This is a genomic window from uncultured Chloroflexus sp., from assembly GCF_937129525.1.
Taxonomy (GTDB): Bacteria; Chloroflexota; Chloroflexia; order Chloroflexales; family Chloroflexaceae; genus Chloroflexus.
In genome coordinates, this window is record NZ_CAKZNK010000067.1 from 125,486 (window position 1) to 141,413 (window position 15,928).

Below are 15,928 nucleotides of genomic sequence, written 5' to 3' on the forward strand. Positions count from 1 at the left end.
ACGCTACTCGTGATACTTGCGGAAGGCGAGACAGACATTGTGGCCGCCAAAACCAAACGAATTGCTTAAGGCCACTTCGATGGGCGCTGATCGCGGCTGATTGGGAACAAAATCGAGATCACAGGCCGGATCCGGCTGTTGCAGATTGATAGTCGCCGGCAGCAGGTTGTGCTGCATCGCCAGCACGGTGACAACCGCTTCAATTGCGCCAGCCGCGCCGAGCAGGTGACCAAACTGCGACTTACTTGCGCTGACCGGTGGTGACTGTTCGCGCCCGCCAAAGACTTGCTTAATCGCTGCGGTTTCCACCGGATCGCCAGCCGGGGTAGAGGTCGCGTGGGCATTGATATAATCGACTTCCGCTGGCGCAATCTCACCGCGCTGGAGCGCCAGCCGGATGGCGCGGGCAACCCCTTCGCCATCTTCGGCCAGATTCGAAATGTGGTAGGCATCAGAAGTGGCGCCATAGCCAGCGACCTCGGCCAGGATCCGCGCGCCGCGAGCGCGCGCAAACTCCAGATCTTCCAGAATGAGCACTGCCGCGCCTTCCCCCATGACGAACCCATCACGTTCGGCATCGAAGGGGCGCGAGGCATGGGCATAATCTTCGTTGCGGGTAGAAAGCGCGCGCATAGCATTGAAACCGGCTACGCCAATCGGCGTGATGCTGGCCTCGCTGCCGCCCACAATCATAGCTTTGGCCCAACCGCGCCTGATGGTCTCGGCAGCTTCGCCAATGGCATGGGCAGAACTGGCACAGGCTGAAGTAACGCAGTAGCTTGGCCCGCGCGCGCCAGTGACAATCGAGACCTGGCCGGCAGCCAGATTGGTGATCATGGCCGGAATGAGGAAAGGGCTGATACGGCCCGGCCCCCGGCTGCGCAGCACCTCGAGCTGTTCCGAGAGAGTGGCAATCCCCCCAATGCCACTGGCGATGAAGACACCGATCTCATCGCGATTGGCAGGAGTAATTTCAAGCTCAGCGTCGCGCAGAGCTTCTCTGGTTGCTGCCACTGCAAACTGGACAAACCGGTCGGTGCGCCGGGCCTCTTTGCGATCCATATAGTTGGTAGGATCGAACCCTTTTACCTCGGCGGCGAAGCGAGTATCAAAGCCGGTTGGATCGAACAGCGTGATCGGACCGACGCCACTTCGCGCTGCAACAATCCCCTGCCAGAGTTCGGCTACGCTGAGGCCAAGCGGGCTGATTGCCCCCATTCCGGTCACTACCACCCGTCGATCCATGGTCACTCCTCGCGCATTGATGTGATAACTAACGATATACCGGCGGGCATTATAGCACTATTCCTCACCTGGAATAACATCCTGTCTTATAGGGAAGTCATCGGCGCCGCCCAGACGCGCAGGCCCGAATGGATTGCCGCGCTCGTTGCGACTGGGCGGCGAGCGACATCGGTTACTACCGGCTATTGCGCAACGTTACGCTACAACCGTGTTCCGCAGCACACCGATCCCGTCGATCTCGGCTTCCATCACATCACCATCCTGCAACCAGCGCTGCGGCGTCATCCCCATACCGACACCTGCCGGGGTACCGGTGGCAATAATGTCACCCGGTTCGAGGGTTACGCCACGGCTGAAGGTAGCGATGCAGGTGGGAATGTCAAAAATCATATCACGGGTCACCGAATTCTGCACCAGTTCGCCATTGAGGCGCAAGCGAATGCCGAGCGCGTGCGGATCTGGAATCTCGTCGGCAGTGACGATCCAGGGCCCCATGGGGGCGCTACCGTCGAGACTCTTGCTGTAGAAGAACTGCTGATGGCGCGACTGCAAATCACGAGCGCTGACATCATTCAAAATGGTGTAGCCGAACACGTAATCATGTGCGGCCTCAACTGGAATATCACGGCCACTTTTCCCGATCACAACTGCCAGCTCAACTTCCCAGTCGCGCTGTGATGAGACGTGGGCCAGCAGCGGCACCGGCGCGTTGGGGTGGTTGACGGCGGTTGGCATCTTGCTGAAAAAGACCGGATGCGCAGGCAATTTTTCCGGCAGACCCTTCGCGCGCAACGACTCAATGGCATGGGCAGCGTAATTCATCCCCAGACAGATGATATTCTTGCGCGGACGCGGAATCGGCGCGCGCAACTCAACGGCAGCCAGCGCCGGCCCGCCGGCGGCTTCCGCCACCAGCTTGCGCGCTTCCGCCAGCCGCTCAGGGCCACCCTCGATCAGGTCGAGCATGGATGCAGCCACCGGCGACAGATCGATCACCTCATCGCCGCGCAGGGCGCCGACCCGTTCAACCCCTTCGTAGCGGTAGGTTAACAACTTCATAGTTCCTCCATCGTTTTAGCAGAACAGCTCACGGTGACATCACGGTGATCGGGATAGGGGTAAAGACCAGGATAAACGTCACAATACCGAGATAGGCCAGCCAGCGCCACGGCCCTTCGAGCGGGGAAATCTCATTGCGCAGCGGACTCCGCTGTTGGCCGATCAGCGCAATCATCACAGCCCAGATAAACCAGCCTGACCACAAAAATCCCAGCCCGAGCAGCGCGACTGCGACCACCATGCTCATAATGCGGGCGGCGCGTGGGCCAAAGAGGGCAAAGAAGACATGACCACCATCAAGCTGACCGGCTGGCAGCAGATTCAAGCCGGTCACCAGCAGACCGGCCCAACCGGCCAGCGCCATTGGGTGGAGATAGACATCCTCGCCGCCACTGGGTAAAAACCGACCGAAGATGAGGATCTTCATTGCCGCGTAGAGCAGCGAATTCCCTTCCGTAAAGACATTTGGCGATGGCACGACCTGTTTCACTTCCGAGATGCTGAGACCAACCGCCAGCACTGGAATTGCCACGACCAACCCGGCCAATGGACCGGCGATACCGATTGCCAGCAAGGCGCGCCGGTTGGGCACCAGATCTTTGATCGCAATAAAGGCGCCCATTGTGCCGAGCAGAAAGAAGGGCATCGGGATGAAAAAAGGGTAGCTCACTGCTACCTTTTCCCGGCGGGCAACAATGAAATGACCTAATTCATGAGCCAGCAAGATCGCCAGTAACGAGCCACTAAAACTGAGCGCATATCCCCAGTTGAAGACGACCTGCCCGGTCGCTTCGATATATTCCTGCCCGCCAACCAGCATTGTGGAGGCAACTGTCAAGATGAAGAGCAAGACCGCCAGCCAGAGGCGCGAGGGAGGAGCTTTGGGCGGTGTAGGCACAAACAGAATGGCTGCGCCTGCCCGGTCGTGTTGAAAGAGAGGTGTGTAGCCTAGCGCTTCGGCCCGAGTCACGATTGTGTCATGAGCCGCCTGCGCTTCCAGCAGCAATTGACCGCGATAGCGCACTGCCCGTTGATTGCCGTTCACCAGCTCTTCGCTGGCATCGATCAGCATCACTTCAGCGGCCAATCCACGTAGCGCAGCAATGGGTTCAAAGTCGATCATAGGATGTCCCGTATGCAAATTCATTCTCGCTCATCATACCACAGGAGAGGTGTAGCCTATTTGACGTTGTTAAGCCGCATCTGAATGCGCGTGCTTCAAAACCACCTGGATCAATCCTGGCTAGCGCCTGCGTTTCCCGCAATTGCTGAGAAACCGCCTTCTGCTCTATCAACGGCGATAGTTGATCGATCAAAATCATCAGTTGTTCGTATAATATAGCCAGACAAACGCGAGCAGATGTCCGAGATTGTTTGACCCGATCAGTATGGGAGTGCATGTATGAAACCTTTCCCCGCTTTGCTGAAGCATGACCCTAACACCGGCGCCGCAAATCTGCTCGCTTTTGCTGAATGGCTGGTTCAGGCGAACATGTCGTACACCTTGATCGATCTTCAGTTTCAGCAGCCGCCTTCGTCTGCCACCTTACGCTGGCTGGTCTTCATCCTGCGTGAAGAACTGGCCGGCACCATCTATCAGCCAGGCAGCACCCAACTGGTAGTGGTTGATTCTCCTCCTGGGTCGGCGGTAACATCGGCGCACATTGACCGCTTGCAACGACTGCTGGAACGCCAGGCCCAACGTCTTAACCTGGTCACGTTACCGGTGATCCGGCGCTATGAAATACCTGCCGGTAGCGATCCATCCTCTGTATTGCAACATCTTACCCCTAACGCCACTGATCCGGGGGCATTGCTCAACCAACTGATCGCGCAACTGGCCGAGCTTGGAGAAACCCTGAGCAACCAGGAACAATTTACGCTTGATCCGGTCACTGGTCTCCCTAACAGCTTTGCCGCTCGCCAGCAGCTCATCGGAATGCTTCACCAGGCGCATAACCAGGGATACATGTGCAGTATCCTGTTAATTAACGGCGACCATCTTCGTCGGTATAACGAATTGAGCTTCAGCGCTGGCGATCAGATGATCCACGATCTAGCGATGGCGCTGCGCGAACAGTTGCGACCCAGCGACTTGCTGGCTCGCTGGAAAACCGGCGATCAGTTTCTGATAGTTTTGCCACACACCGGGGTTCGTGGCGCGGCAGCGCTGGCTGAACGTCTCCGTCAGCGCGTCATAGAGCGTTCACAGCTCTGGCCATTGCCGGTGACGATCTCGATTGGAGTAGCATCTGTACCACAACACGGGCATGATGCTGACGAGGTGCTGAAACTTGCCGCATCCGCTCTAGCCCAGGCTAAGGCGAATGGGAAGAATCGGGTGATCGTGAGTAGAGTCGAGCAGTAATCGATAGATGACAGATAATCATCCCGCCTGGTGAGAATGAAATTGTGATCTGTTCAAGCAACGCGAGCATCTGCCACCCGGAAGATTCGGCAGCCGCAGCCCACCTACCCCTATCTCGACGAGGATAGCGCAGCGCCATTTCGTTGATGGAAATGAGATCACAACCATAACAATCTTCCCGGCAAACTCTCTGCTCGCCGGTATCGGCAGTATTCCCATCATGCGACCAGCTTTACGCTTTGCTACCATGCCCATCCTGAACATGGTACAATGTAGTTCCGGTTATTAAGTCCTTATCGCCTGGCAGGCACACCTATGGCGATGATCTTTTATCGAGACATGGAATTAACCTGTCGCAGTTGCGGCGCAACCTTTATCTTCACCGCCGGTGAGCAGGAATTTTATGCCGATAAAGGCTTTCTCAACGAGCCTACGCGCTGCCCTAAGTGCCGCAATCGACGCGAGTCGCCGCGCCGTCGCGTCGAGCCGATCCCTGAAGATGATAGCGAGTGATCAGGCAACGTTGGCGACAGTTTGCGACCTGGATAGCCCTCACGTCTGTAGCGGTAACCGCCGCTTTCCTCATTTTGCGCCCCGATCCCTACGATGTCCTCCGGCAGGCTGATGAGCGCTTTGCTGTCGGGCAATATCGCGCTGCTCTGGCTATATATGACACAATCGCGCTACCTCACGGCGAAGCTGCATTACGCCGCGGTATCGTCTTCACAGTGCGCGGCGAGATTGATCTGGCGCATCGCGCTTTCATTGCGGCAATGAAGGCTGGTTTGCGTCCGCGCGATTATCAACTGGCCACGCTCTATTTTGGCCATCTGGCAGTATTGGAAGACGATAGCGACGCCGCTCGACGCGCATGGCAAATGCTGACCCTTTGCGATCCCGATCGTTGCGCAGTGCGCGATCTCTTGCTGGCCGATGAAGCACTGCGCGCCGGTCAGTTTGCCGAAGCATGGTCAACGTATCAGACCATACGGGTTGAGACCTTACCCGTCGATTGGGCCAGTTTCTTCCGCAATCGACAGGCGCTGCTCGCTGCCTTGTTCGGTTTGCCTGCCATACCGGAAGCGCCGGCTCCATCGGCGACTCTTCCACCCGATCCGTTTCTGCGTCCACTCTTGCCGCCAACACCCGATCCGGCAATTCTGGCCGCCACTCTGATTGCCAATCCGACGGCCCGACCTCAACTGCTCGGCCAGATTGCCCTCGATCTTGGTTACGACCGGCTGGCGCTGGCTTTCTTTGACCAGGTAGATCCCGCCGGCCCACACGGATTGGCCGCTGCCATCTACCGCGCCTATGCTCATCTCCGCCTGGGCAATCAACAACAAGGGATTGTGCAGCTCGAGCAACTGGCAACGGCCCATCCTGCCGATTTGCGCATCGGTTCACTGCTGGCGCTTGCCTATCTGCAAACGGGCGATCTGGTCACTGCCGCCGGTCGACTTCAACAACTGCGCGATACCGGCGCCACTGGCCCCGCGCTGGCGCTGGCCCAGGCCGGGCTGGCACTCGCCCAACGCGACTTTGTTGCTGCCGCTGATGCTTACGAACAGGCAGTCATCGCTGCACCCTCTGCCGATCGCGCCCGTTATGTCACCCTGGCCGCTCGCTTTCACCTTGATAGTGGTTTCGAGCGCTGTACCAGCGGCTTGCAGGCAGCGCAGGCAGCAGCCAACCTGTTACCCCGCGATCCGGAGACGCTGACCATTCTGGCCGGTATTCGCTACTATTGTGGCGATGTCGTTGGCGCGCGCGCCGCCGCCACCGCCGCTATCGAGGTTGGAGCCGGCGTCGAAGCCCGTTTCTATTACGGTCTGGCCTTAAGCGCCGGTGGCGACCCGGCGCGTGGACGAGCGGCGCTCGAACAGGTAGCAGATCAGGCGCCGGCCAGTCCCTGGCGACGCAGGGCCGAAACGGCGCTGGCGTTGATTGGAGGTAAATAACCGGCGATGTTGATGTTATGATTGCATTATCATAGATATAAAGTTTATTGACAAACGCTAATCAAGGCCTGAATCTGGTGGTATCACGCATTGTGATGCGAGCACAGAGCGTTGGTTAGCAAAGGTTCTTGAGTGGTCTGCTCGCCGCAGCATGACCGATGAGTGAATGATGCCCCCTATGCGCAAATCTCCTGCAATGACGCATCGCTCGCCACGCCCAACGGTGGGTGTAATTGCTGGCTGGCAATTCTATGGCACGGCGCTTACACTGAGCTACCTCAGTCCGATCTACCACGGCATTCGTCAGGCGGCGCGTGAGTTAAGTTGCAATCTCTTGCTCGCCTGCGGGATGGGGCCATCAGGTCATATCACCGATCCGCCGCGTCCGGCCTGGTTAGAGGTAGCCGATGATGCTGATTTCGTACCGGTGGGCCCATGGAATACGCATGGCCTGATCGTTATCAATCCGCTTCAACGACCAGAACGTTCCCAACGGATTCAGTCGCTCCGCGCTGCCGGCCATCCCATCCTCTTTGTCGGATCAGGAGAAGCCGGGCCAACTATTGTGGCCGACAATGCCGGTGGCATTCAGGCTGCCTTGCGCCATCTGGTCGAGCATGGTCATCGCCAGATCGCATTTATCGCCGGCAGTGTCACCGATCTCAATGGCGATTCAGGTGAACGGTTGCGCGCCTTTGAGGCAGCAATGGCCAGTTTTGGGCTACTGGTTGAGCCGCGCCTGATCGTGTTTGGACGCCACGTCTTTGCCGGCGGTTATGAGGGAATGCAACATCTGCTCGCAACCGGCCTGCCCTTTACTGCTGTGCTGGCCAGCAATGATGAGTCGGCCCTGGGCGCGATTGCGGCGTTGCGCGCTGCCGGACGGCGCGTTCCCGATGATGTGGCCGTTATCGGTTTCGATGACCGCCCGGAAGGATTGCTCCACGAACCGGCGCTGACAACACTTCAGATCCCCCTGTTCAAGCTGGGGTATCAGGCTATCGAGTTGATGGTGCGTCATTTGCGCGAGCGAGCGCCATTGCCAGACTGGGTGCAGGTACCCACTCGCCTGGTGATCCGTGAATCGTGTGGATGCAGCCAGAGCGCAGTGCTGGCCGACGCGCTGGAAATTGCCGCTCACCACGCGGCTGATCCAACGATCCCCGATCCGCGCGCGCAGACGGCGCAATTCATCACCGATCTGCTCGTCCAGAAGACCCACGGTCTCAATCGCGATGAGATCAACCGGCTCTGTCGCCGCCTGCTCACCGCTTTTGGGCAGAGTGTCGAGGCGGGCGATCCGGGACACTTTCGCGCAATGCTCACGCAAGCGCTCAGGCAGGTGGCCGGCGTCGGCGACGATGCCCACGATTGGCAGATCGCCATTTCGTTTATCCGTGATGCGCTCCCCCATCTGCTACATCCGAAGTTCCACGCTCTGGCTCATGATCTGCTTGACGAAGCGCGCATCACAATAAGCGCGGCTATGCGCTTTCAGCACTGGCACTACCGCAACACCCAACAACAAATCAACAACCGGCTTGGACGACTTACCGCTCGTCTGCTGAACGCGCTGGCAGAAGAAGAGATTTACGAAATTCTTGCCCGCCATCTGCCTGAGCTGAACGTGGCGTGGTTATGGATCGGTTTCTTCGAAGCTGAGGGGGACGATGCGGTAGCCTGGTGCCGGTTGCGAGCAGTTACCGCGCCGCAACAACCGGTCATTCGGATTCGCAGTCGCGCATTTCCGCCAGCGCAGTGGCTCCCGGCGCGACAACCATTCCAGCTCACGCTAATCCCGCTAATCGGCACAGGTAGCGAAGCCGGTTTTGTCGCCTTCGATACCGCGCGCCTCGACCTCTACGGCGCCATTACCCAACAGATCAGTGCCGCGCTCAATACGGCCCGCCTGTACCGGGCCGCCAATGAAGGTCGTCGTCTGGCTGAAGAAGCCAATCAGCTCAAGAGTCGCTTCCTCTCGATGGTGAGCCATGAGTTGCAGACGCCATTGAATCTGATTGTCGGGATGAGCGATCTGCTCTTGCGGGAAAGTTTGACTGATGAGCATCAGTTGCCTCCATCATTGCGCGATGATTTAAAGCGAATATACGCGAATGCCCGGCATCTAGGTCGCCTGATCAGCGATGTGCTTGATCTGGCCAGCAGCGACGCCGGTCAGTTGCGGCTGGCTTACGATGTCGTTGATCTGGCTCAGGTGATGCGCGCGGTAGCCGCAGCCGGCCAACAAATGGCCGCCGATAAACAATTGATCTGGCAGGATAACATTCCTGATGAAGGGCCTTGGGTGTGGGGAGATCGAACGCGATTGCAACAGATTGGCCTGAATCTGGTCGTCAACGCGATCAAGTTTACCGCGCGCGGCAGGGTTAGTCTCACTGTCACGCCTGAAACTGATGCCGTTACCGTTACCGTGCGCGATACCGGTATCGGCCTGCCACCGGAAGAACAAGCCCGTATCTTCGACGAATTCCAGCGTTCGGAACGGAGCATCAGTCGTGGGTATGGCGGCATCGGCCTGGGACTGGCTATCTGCAAACGGCTGGTGGCGCTCCACGGTGGCGAGATCGGCGCGCGCTCAAGCGGCATTGACGGCGAGGGTTCCGAGTTCTTCTTCCGCTTGCCGACGATTGTCGCCCCCTCAGGCCAACGACAGCGACTCACGCCGGCCATGCCGGGACTGCCGCGCGTGTTGCTCTTGTCAGCCGGGCCGGATGAGCGATTGCAACGCCATCTCGAACAGCGTGGTTTTGTTGTCACCACCTTCCCGATTGACGAGAGCGGCGCATGGCTGGCTGAACTATTGAACCAAAACTACAGCGCTATCGTTCTCAATGCGACTCAGGGTGAACGAGCATGGTGGCAGACCATTCGCGTGCTCAAAGCTAACCCGGCGACCCGCGATCTACCTCTCTTTTGCTACGCTATGACCGAACAACACGGCGCGGTGATGGAGTTCAACTACCTGACCAAGCCAATCGAGCTGGCCGATCTGACGCGCGCGCTCAATCAGTATTGGTTAACGAGCGGCACTAACGAAACGCCGCAGACGATCCTTGTGGTCGATGATGACCCTGACACGCTTGACCTGCATGCTCGCCTGATCCAGACCCAAAAAGTGGCTGGGCGCGTGTTGCGCGCCCGTTCTGGACGCGAGGCGCTTGCTATCCTGAGCGAGCAGCGCGTTGATCTGGTGTTGCTCGATCTGATGATGCCGGAAATGGATGGTTTTGCGGTACTGCAAACCATGCGCTCTGATAAACAGATGCGCGAGATTCCCGTGATCGTGATTACCGGACGCATGCTGAGCGAAGAGGATATGGCACGACTCAGTCAAGGTGTGACCGTGGTGTTGAGCAAGGGAATGTTTAGCGCCAACGAAACGCTTACCCACTTGCAAGGGGCGCTCGAGCGTCGGCGTCGCCTGAGCGATCAGGCGCAGATGCTGGTGCGCAAGGCAATGGCTTACATCCACAGCCACTACACCCATCCGCTCACCCGGCAAGATATTGCCCACTACGTCGGCATGAGCGAAGATTACCTTACTCACTGTTTCCGGCAAGAACTCGGCGCCACCCCAATGGATTATCTCAATCGGTATCGGGTCTTGCAAGCGCGTCGCCTGCTGGTCGAGAGCGACAAGAGTATCACTAACATTGCGCTGGAAGTAGGTTTTTCCAGCAGCAGCTACTTCAGCCGCGTCTTTCGCAAAGAGGTTGGGCAAACCCCCGAAGAATACCGCCGGCAAGGGCGCCGGCTGGCCTGAGCCTCCCGATCGGTCGCTTATACCGGCGGGATCGCGGCGAGATAGCAGATGGCGCACTGCGCCGGAAGCCGAGCCTTTCGCAATGAGGTCGGGCAAACCCCCGAAGAATACCGCCGGCAAGGGCGCCGGCTGGCCTGAGCCTCCCGATCGGTCGCTCATACCGGCGGGATCGCGGCGACATAGCAGATGGCGCACTGCGCCGGAAGCCGAGCCTTTCGCAATGAGGTCGGTCGCCCCCAAGGAATACCGGCGGCAAAAGCGACGCTTGTCGCCAACTCATCCCTTTGCGCTGTCTCGATGATGAGGTAGAAGGTTCGAGCCACCGTTCGTTGAGACGCACCATTCCGGCAATTGAGGGGCACGCCACTGTCATGCCCCTCATATCCTCCGCTTTGCGCACTGAGATCAAGAACAGTGCCAGCTACTGCAATGCCATCAGCGCGCGCTTGACGCTATCAGCCGGACTGACTTTCACCTCGGCTTGCGCAATCCGTCCCTCTTCATCAATCACAAAATGAGAGCGAATAACGCCCATATATTTTTTGCCCATCATCGACTTCTCGCCCCACACCCCATACGCTTCGGCCACGCTGTGCTGTTCGTCGGCGAGCAAGATGAAGGGCAGATTATGCTTCGTCTTGAAGCGGGCATGCGACTTCGTGCTATCAGGACTGATCCCGATCACGACTGCATTCTTCTCTTCGATGACCGGATACGCATCACGAAAACCGCACGCTTGCGAGGTGCAACCGGGTGTGTCGTCCTTCGGATAGAAGTAGAGAATCACGCGCTTGCCGCGAAATTGACTGAGCGAGACCATCTCGCCAGCTTCATTCGGGAGAGTAAAATCAGGCGCCAGATCGCCAACCTGAGGTGGAGTAGTCATATGTCTCCTCATTAAATACGTATCCCTCAGTATTATGCTACCACAGAATGTATCGATTCAACCGCAGCCGACACTAGCTAACCGGCAGCCCGATTCTGGTTACACACCTGTTACCCATCACCACCAAACAACCGGGTGCGCTAATTGACCATTGCCGGCGATCCTGAACTCTCCCTTTTTCCGCTATACTACGTCGTTAGTTTTGCCATCTTTCTCAAACGCAGACGGCAGGGTAGAGAGCGCTCCTCCACTTCACCCAGCTACCGCTCGCTCAACTGCCCGGTTGTGCGTCTGCCTGATTCGGAGGCATTTCATGGCGATTGTGATTGTCGGCGGCGGCGCGATCGGTCTGCTCATCCTCTCACGCCTGGCTCAGGCTGCTAACATTCCACCAGTTGCATTATTGTCTCGTCCTGCCGGCGCCGCGGCTTTGCGCGCCAACCCGCTGGTTGTCAGCGGCATCGGCGCGCGTGAATTGAGCAATCTGACCGTTGCCGGCGCGGTTGATGATCTCCCACCCACATTTCAGCAGCCAAACCTGGCGATCGTGTGCGTGAAGGGGTATGATACCGTCGGCGCGATCCCCACTTTGCGCTCACTCAATCCGGTAACTATTCTGACCCTGCAAAACGGCATCGGTAATGAAGAGACGCTGGCGACTGCCTTTGGCGCCGACCGAATCGTCGCCGGCGCGATCACGACTTCGGTTGATGCAACCGGCCCAACTACGATCACGGTCACCAAAGAGGGTGGGATCGGTCTGGCGCCGGTTGGACAGGCCAGCAATCTGACGCTGGCCGAAGCCGCGCTGAGCGCAGCCGGTTTCACGGTGCAGCGTTATCAGGACTATCAGGCAATGAAGTGGTCGAAGGCGCTGCTGAATATGCTCGGCAACGCGACTGCCGCCATCCTCGACTGGCCAGTGACACGGGTCTACGCCAACCGGCACTTGATTGCGCTCGAGCGGGCAGCAGTTCGTGAGGCGCTGGCAGTGATGCGAGCAATGGGGATCAGGCCGGTCAATTTGCCGCGTTATCCGGCAGCGCTGCTGGCTTTTGGTATCCGCTGGCTACCACCGATCATCCTCGATCCGATCCTGCGGCAGCGGGTAGCGGGCGGTCGTGGCGGCAAAGATCCGTCACTGTTGCGCGATTTGCGTGCCGGACGGTCGCGTTCTGAAGGTGAGTTCCTGTACGGTGCAGTCGCGGCGGCAGCAACGACGCGCGGCCTGCCGGCGCCGGTCAATGCCGGACTGTGGCAGGTATTGGGGGGTATTGCGCGTGGAGAAGTGGCCTGGGATGATTATCGCGGCCAACCTGAACGCTTACTGGCTGCGTGCGGAATGAAGGGGTAGCGGTAGTCTGCAAGAAGCCAGACTACGGTACTGGTGCATCGGCGGAATTTATCCGGCGCGCGCCGGGAAAATCAACAAACCGGTAACCAACTCCGCGTTCGGTCAAGATATAGCGTGGATTGGACGGGTCCTCTTCGATCTTTTGGCGCAGGTAGGTAATGTACAGGCGCAGATAGTGACTCTCATCACGATACTCTGGCCCCCAAACCTTGCTGAGCAGCATCTCGTGGGTGAGCACGTAACCGGCATTCTGCACCAGATGGTAAAGCAGACGATACTCCGTCGGACGCAGATTGACGCGCTTGCCGTCAACCAGCACTTCACGCCGGGCAAAGTCAATACTCAGCCGATCATCGATCTTCACCAGCGTCTGTGGGATTGGCGGCTGTGTGTAGTGTCGCCGCAAGACTGCTCTGATCCGGCTGACCAGCTCGCGCTGACTGAACGGTTTGCCGACATAATCGTCAGCGCCAAGTTCGAGACCACGAACGCGATCTTCTTCTTCGTCTTTAGCGGTAAGAATGATGACCGGCACTTGCGAAAAACTGCGGATGCGCCGCAAAGCTTCAAATCCATCCATCACCGGCATCATTACGTCGAGCAAGACGATGTCGGGCATCTCCTCGCGCACCTTTTCAACCGCTTCGCGGCCATTGGTGGCGGTAGTAACCCGCATCCCTTCCAGCTCTAAATTCATGCGCATGAAGGTGATCATGCGCGGCTCGTCATCGACGACGAGCACCAGTTTATCTTTGAGTTCACTCATAGCGCTATTATACCATAAGCAGCGCATTTGACCCGGCGCTGTTCAGGTATCGTGGCGCGATTGACCTGCCTGTGTGGTGGTCATGTCCGGGTGGCGTAAAGATGGCTGTACGCGCCTTCTTGCCGGCATTCGGCGAGCCAACAACAACACGACCAACACACTACCGGCAATGAGCGCCGGACGCGGATCTTTGCTCAGCCAGAGGTAATGAACAACGGCCAGGAACGCAGCCAGATAGACGAGACGGTGCAGACGTTTCCACCAATGCTTCAACCGTCGCTGCCAGCCGGTGGTCGAGGTGAAGGCCAGCGGAAAGAGGATGAGAAAAGCGCCAAAACCGGCAATGATATACCGCTTCTCTACAACCTCCTGCGCGATCAAACTCAGGTCAAGCCCATAGTCTAAACCGGCAAACATGCCCAGATGCAAACAGGCATACCCAAAACTATACAGACCGAGCGGCCTGCGCCAGCGTATCACTTGCTTCCAACCAAACCAGCGGTTGAGTGGCGTGCAGGCCAGCGTTGCCAGTAACAGCGCCAGCGCAAACCAGCCGGTACGCTGCGTCAGATACTGAATGGGGTTGACTGTGAGCCGGTTGCCAAGCGCATCACTGCTGAGTAATGCCAGCGGTAACAACCCGATCAGATGGGGAAAAAGGCGAAGGAGGACGGACTTCATAGCGTTCCGATCCAGGCCAGAAGCTGAGCAGGTTCAGTGACTGACAGTCTTTGCGCTCTGGCAGCGCATCATTTGCGCTCTACTGCCAGTCTCAATAGTGTTTGCGCAGATCCATCCCGGCGTAGAGTGCCGCTACCTGCTCGGCATAACCGTTGAATAGCAACGTCTTGCGTCGGCCCAATTCGCCGATCCGTCGCTCAGTAGCCTGCGACCAGCGTGGATGCGGCACCTCAGGGTTGACATTGGCGTAGAAGCCGTACTCGCGCGGCGCGACTGCCATCCATAGCGAAACCGGCATGGTATCGGTTAGTTCGATCTTCACAATCGATTTGATACTCTTGAAACCATACTTCCACGGCACAACCAGCCGTAACGGAGCGCCGTTCTGCGGCAAGAGCGTTCGTCCATACAATCCGGTACTGAGGATGGTCAGATCGTGCATCGCTTCGTCGATCCGCAACCCCTCAACATACGGCCAGGGAAAATAGCGATCGCGCTGCCCCGGCATCTGGTCAGGATCGTAGAGCGTTTCAAACCGCACATACTGAGCCTGAGCGGTTGGTTCAACCAGATCGAGCAACTTGCGCAAGGGGAAACCCTGCCATGGGATGACCATCGACCAGCCTTCAACGCAACGCAGCCGGTAGATTCGCTCTTCCTGATCGAACATGGTCAAGAGGTCTTCGATGGCGAACAGACGAGGCTGGCGTACCATGCCGGTGACCTCAACCGTCCACGGTCGTGTCACGAAACCGGCGGCGCGGCGGGCAACATCTTCTTTGCTGGTGGTGAATTCGTAGAAATTGTTGTAGGTTGTGATCTGCTCAAACGTATTGACGGGATCACCCAACTCATCGCGAAGATTGACGTTGCCGGTTGGGGATGATGGCGTCAGTTCAGTCGAAGATTGGGAAACCCCACAAGCGCCAAGGAGCAACCCTGCGCCCACTCCCCCCAGACCGCGCAAAAATGCGCGTCGATTGATGTAGACCGACTCCGGAGTTATATCTGATGAGCGAATTGTGGGATCGCGGTACATTTCCGGCCTTTCCAGAGTTAACGTTCCAACCAGCCTCATCAATAATATTGTACGACGTTCGGTGAGAATTGGATGTTTATCGCCGCCCGCACTTTACTCCACCAGGGTCAGGATCAGACGCCGCACCTGCCACAATCGGCGATCAGCCCCTTCGGGGCGCACGCCGAGGTCATCGCGGATCTGGCTGATTTGCAACCGGATGGCGTCAATCGGCGCCTTCTGTGGCTCTTCGCTCAGTTGATAAGCGTGATCGAGGGCGCGGCGGGCAGCCATCAACGTCCGGTCCGCTTCCGCGAAATCGTTGCGTTGGAGCGCCTGAATTGCCTCATCGATGGTAATCGCGGCGCGAAGCAGGTGAATAGCCGCGCGCAACTGCGCATTTTCGGCCTGAAGGTCGAGGAGGGTTAACCGCACCAGGCCATCATCGAGTGGGATCACGGTGATGACCGGTATCGGCGATGGGAGCGGCGAGGGTAGAACGGTAGGCACGGGGGTAACGGTTGCGATCTGCGGCGTAGCCGGCGGTGGCGCCGGTTGCAACCAGTTGTCCAGAATGACGAAGATCAATACACTCACCACAACTGTGGCCAGGTGCGGCCCAATCAGGCGCAAATACCGCAGCGTTGGCTGCGGTTGCGAAGAGGGTTGAGTGGCATCAGGTGCTGACATGGTGAGTGAAGGCGCATACCACCATAGCTCACGGTTGCTCAAACCGTTGCTCGCCGATCATATACCGGAACAACAAGGCCACTGCCAGTTTGCCGAAAGTTACCGGCGCAGACTGA

General features: G+C 58.1%; 12 protein-coding genes and 1 pseudogene. 5 read left to right on the forward strand and 8 right to left on the reverse strand.

Translation table 11 applies throughout. The features are described 5' to 3' along the window. Positions 1-3: 3 nt before the first annotated feature. The 3 genes from fabF to Q0650_RS08280 form a co-directional block, all read right to left on the reverse strand. Positions 4-1,245, reverse strand: coding sequence for a beta-ketoacyl-ACP synthase II (gene fabF, locus Q0650_RS08270; RefSeq protein WP_298817786.1), 1,242 nt, complete (start codon positions 1,243-1,245; stop codon positions 4-6). Between the two features lie 195 nt (positions 1,246-1,440). Continuing rightward, positions 1,441-2,304, reverse strand: a complete 864-nt coding sequence (locus tag Q0650_RS08275; RefSeq protein WP_298817788.1) for a fumarylacetoacetate hydrolase family protein — start codon at positions 2,302-2,304, stop codon at positions 1,441-1,443. A 28-nt stretch (positions 2,305-2,332) separates the two neighbouring features. Further along, the gene (locus Q0650_RS08280; protein ID WP_298817790.1) at positions 2,333-3,427 is read right to left on the reverse strand and encodes a site-2 protease family protein; all 1,095 of its coding nucleotides are present in this window, start codon (positions 3,425-3,427) and stop codon (positions 2,333-2,335) included. Between the two features lie 279 nt (positions 3,428-3,706). On the opposite strand from Q0650_RS08280, the gene Q0650_RS08285 reads away from it, so the two are divergent. From Q0650_RS08285 to Q0650_RS08300, 4 genes and pseudogenes are all read left to right on the forward strand, one after another. Beyond that, positions 3,707-4,672: a GGDEF domain-containing protein gene (locus Q0650_RS08285; RefSeq protein WP_298817792.1), complete on the forward strand. Its 966-nt coding sequence runs from the start codon at positions 3,707-3,709 to the stop codon at positions 4,670-4,672. A gap of 321 nt (positions 4,673-4,993) precedes the next feature. Continuing rightward, positions 4,994-5,146, forward strand: a pseudogene (locus Q0650_RS08290) (zinc-ribbon domain-containing protein); the annotation flags it as partial. Positions 5,147-5,181: 35 nt separating this feature from the next. Beyond that, positions 5,182-6,633 (forward strand): tetratricopeptide repeat protein, encoded by a 1,452-nt coding sequence (locus tag Q0650_RS08295; RefSeq protein ID WP_298817796.1) that lies wholly within the window; start codon positions 5,182-5,184, stop codon positions 6,631-6,633. Between the two features lie 178 nt (positions 6,634-6,811). Further along, positions 6,812-10,417 (forward strand): substrate-binding domain-containing protein, encoded by a 3,606-nt coding sequence (locus Q0650_RS08300; protein ID WP_298817798.1) that lies wholly within the window; start codon positions 6,812-6,814, stop codon positions 10,415-10,417. Between the two features lie 421 nt (positions 10,418-10,838). On the opposite strand, the gene bcp is transcribed toward Q0650_RS08300, so the two are convergent. Continuing rightward, on the reverse strand, positions 10,839-11,303 hold the full coding sequence (bcp, locus tag Q0650_RS08305) for a thioredoxin-dependent thiol peroxidase (protein ID WP_298817800.1): 465 nt from the start codon (positions 11,301-11,303) through the stop codon (positions 10,839-10,841). A gap of 313 nt (positions 11,304-11,616) precedes the next feature. Between bcp and Q0650_RS08310 the strand changes: the two genes are divergently transcribed. Then, positions 11,617-12,657: a ketopantoate reductase family protein gene (locus Q0650_RS08310; RefSeq protein WP_298817802.1), complete on the forward strand. Its 1,041-nt coding sequence runs from the start codon at positions 11,617-11,619 to the stop codon at positions 12,655-12,657. Between the two features lie 22 nt (positions 12,658-12,679). Here Q0650_RS08310 and Q0650_RS08315 read toward each other — a convergent pair whose 3' ends face one another. The 4 genes from Q0650_RS08315 to Q0650_RS08330 form a co-directional block, all read right to left on the reverse strand. After that, positions 12,680-13,423, reverse strand: a complete 744-nt coding sequence (locus Q0650_RS08315; RefSeq protein ID WP_298817804.1) for a response regulator transcription factor — start codon at positions 13,421-13,423, stop codon at positions 12,680-12,682. 42 nt (positions 13,424-13,465) lie between these two features. Beyond that, on the reverse strand, positions 13,466-14,104 hold the full coding sequence (locus Q0650_RS08320; RefSeq protein ID WP_298817807.1) for a sulfite oxidase heme-binding subunit YedZ: 639 nt from the start codon (positions 14,102-14,104) through the stop codon (positions 13,466-13,468). Between the two features lie 91 nt (positions 14,105-14,195). After that, entirely contained in the window at positions 14,196-15,143 is a 948-nt protein-coding gene (gene msrP, locus Q0650_RS08325; RefSeq protein WP_298817809.1) for a protein-methionine-sulfoxide reductase catalytic subunit MsrP, read from the reverse strand. A 93-nt stretch (positions 15,144-15,236) separates the two neighbouring features. Further along, positions 15,237-15,812, reverse strand: a complete 576-nt coding sequence (locus Q0650_RS08330; protein WP_298817811.1) for a hypothetical protein — start codon at positions 15,810-15,812, stop codon at positions 15,237-15,239. Positions 15,813-15,928 lie beyond the last annotated feature (116 nt).

Bases quoted from the DNA above. Each gene is read 5' to 3' on its own strand.
- Q0650_RS08285 (WP_298817792.1), top strand. From the start codon at position 3,707: ATGAAACCTTTCCCCGCTTTGCTGAAGCATGACCCTAACACCGGCGCC.
- Q0650_RS08315 (WP_298817804.1), bottom strand. From the start codon at position 13,423: ATGAGTGAACTCAAAGATAAACTGGTGCTCGTCGTCGATGACGAGCCG.
- bcp (WP_298817800.1), bottom strand. From the start codon at position 11,303: ATGACTACTCCACCTCAGGTTGGCGATCTGGCGCCTGATTTTACTCTC.
- Q0650_RS08280 (WP_298817790.1), bottom strand. From the start codon at position 3,427: ATGATCGACTTTGAACCCATTGCTGCGCTACGTGGATTGGCCGCTGAA.
- Q0650_RS08310 (WP_298817802.1), top strand. From the start codon at position 11,617: ATGGCGATTGTGATTGTCGGCGGCGGCGCGATCGGTCTGCTCATCCTC.
- Q0650_RS08330 (WP_298817811.1), bottom strand. From the start codon at position 15,812: ATGTCAGCACCTGATGCCACTCAACCCTCTTCGCAACCGCAGCCAACG.
- Q0650_RS08320 (WP_298817807.1), bottom strand. From the start codon at position 14,104: ATGAAGTCCGTCCTCCTTCGCCTTTTTCCCCATCTGATCGGGTTGTTA.
- Q0650_RS08275 (WP_298817788.1), bottom strand. From the start codon at position 2,304: ATGAAGTTGTTAACCTACCGCTACGAAGGGGTTGAACGGGTCGGCGCC.
- msrP (WP_298817809.1), bottom strand. From the start codon at position 15,143: ATGTACCGCGATCCCACAATTCGCTCATCAGATATAACTCCGGAGTCG.
- fabF (WP_298817786.1), bottom strand. From the start codon at position 1,245: ATGGATCGACGGGTGGTAGTGACCGGAATGGGGGCAATCAGCCCGCTT.
- Q0650_RS08300 (WP_298817798.1), top strand. From the start codon at position 6,812: ATGCGCAAATCTCCTGCAATGACGCATCGCTCGCCACGCCCAACGGTG.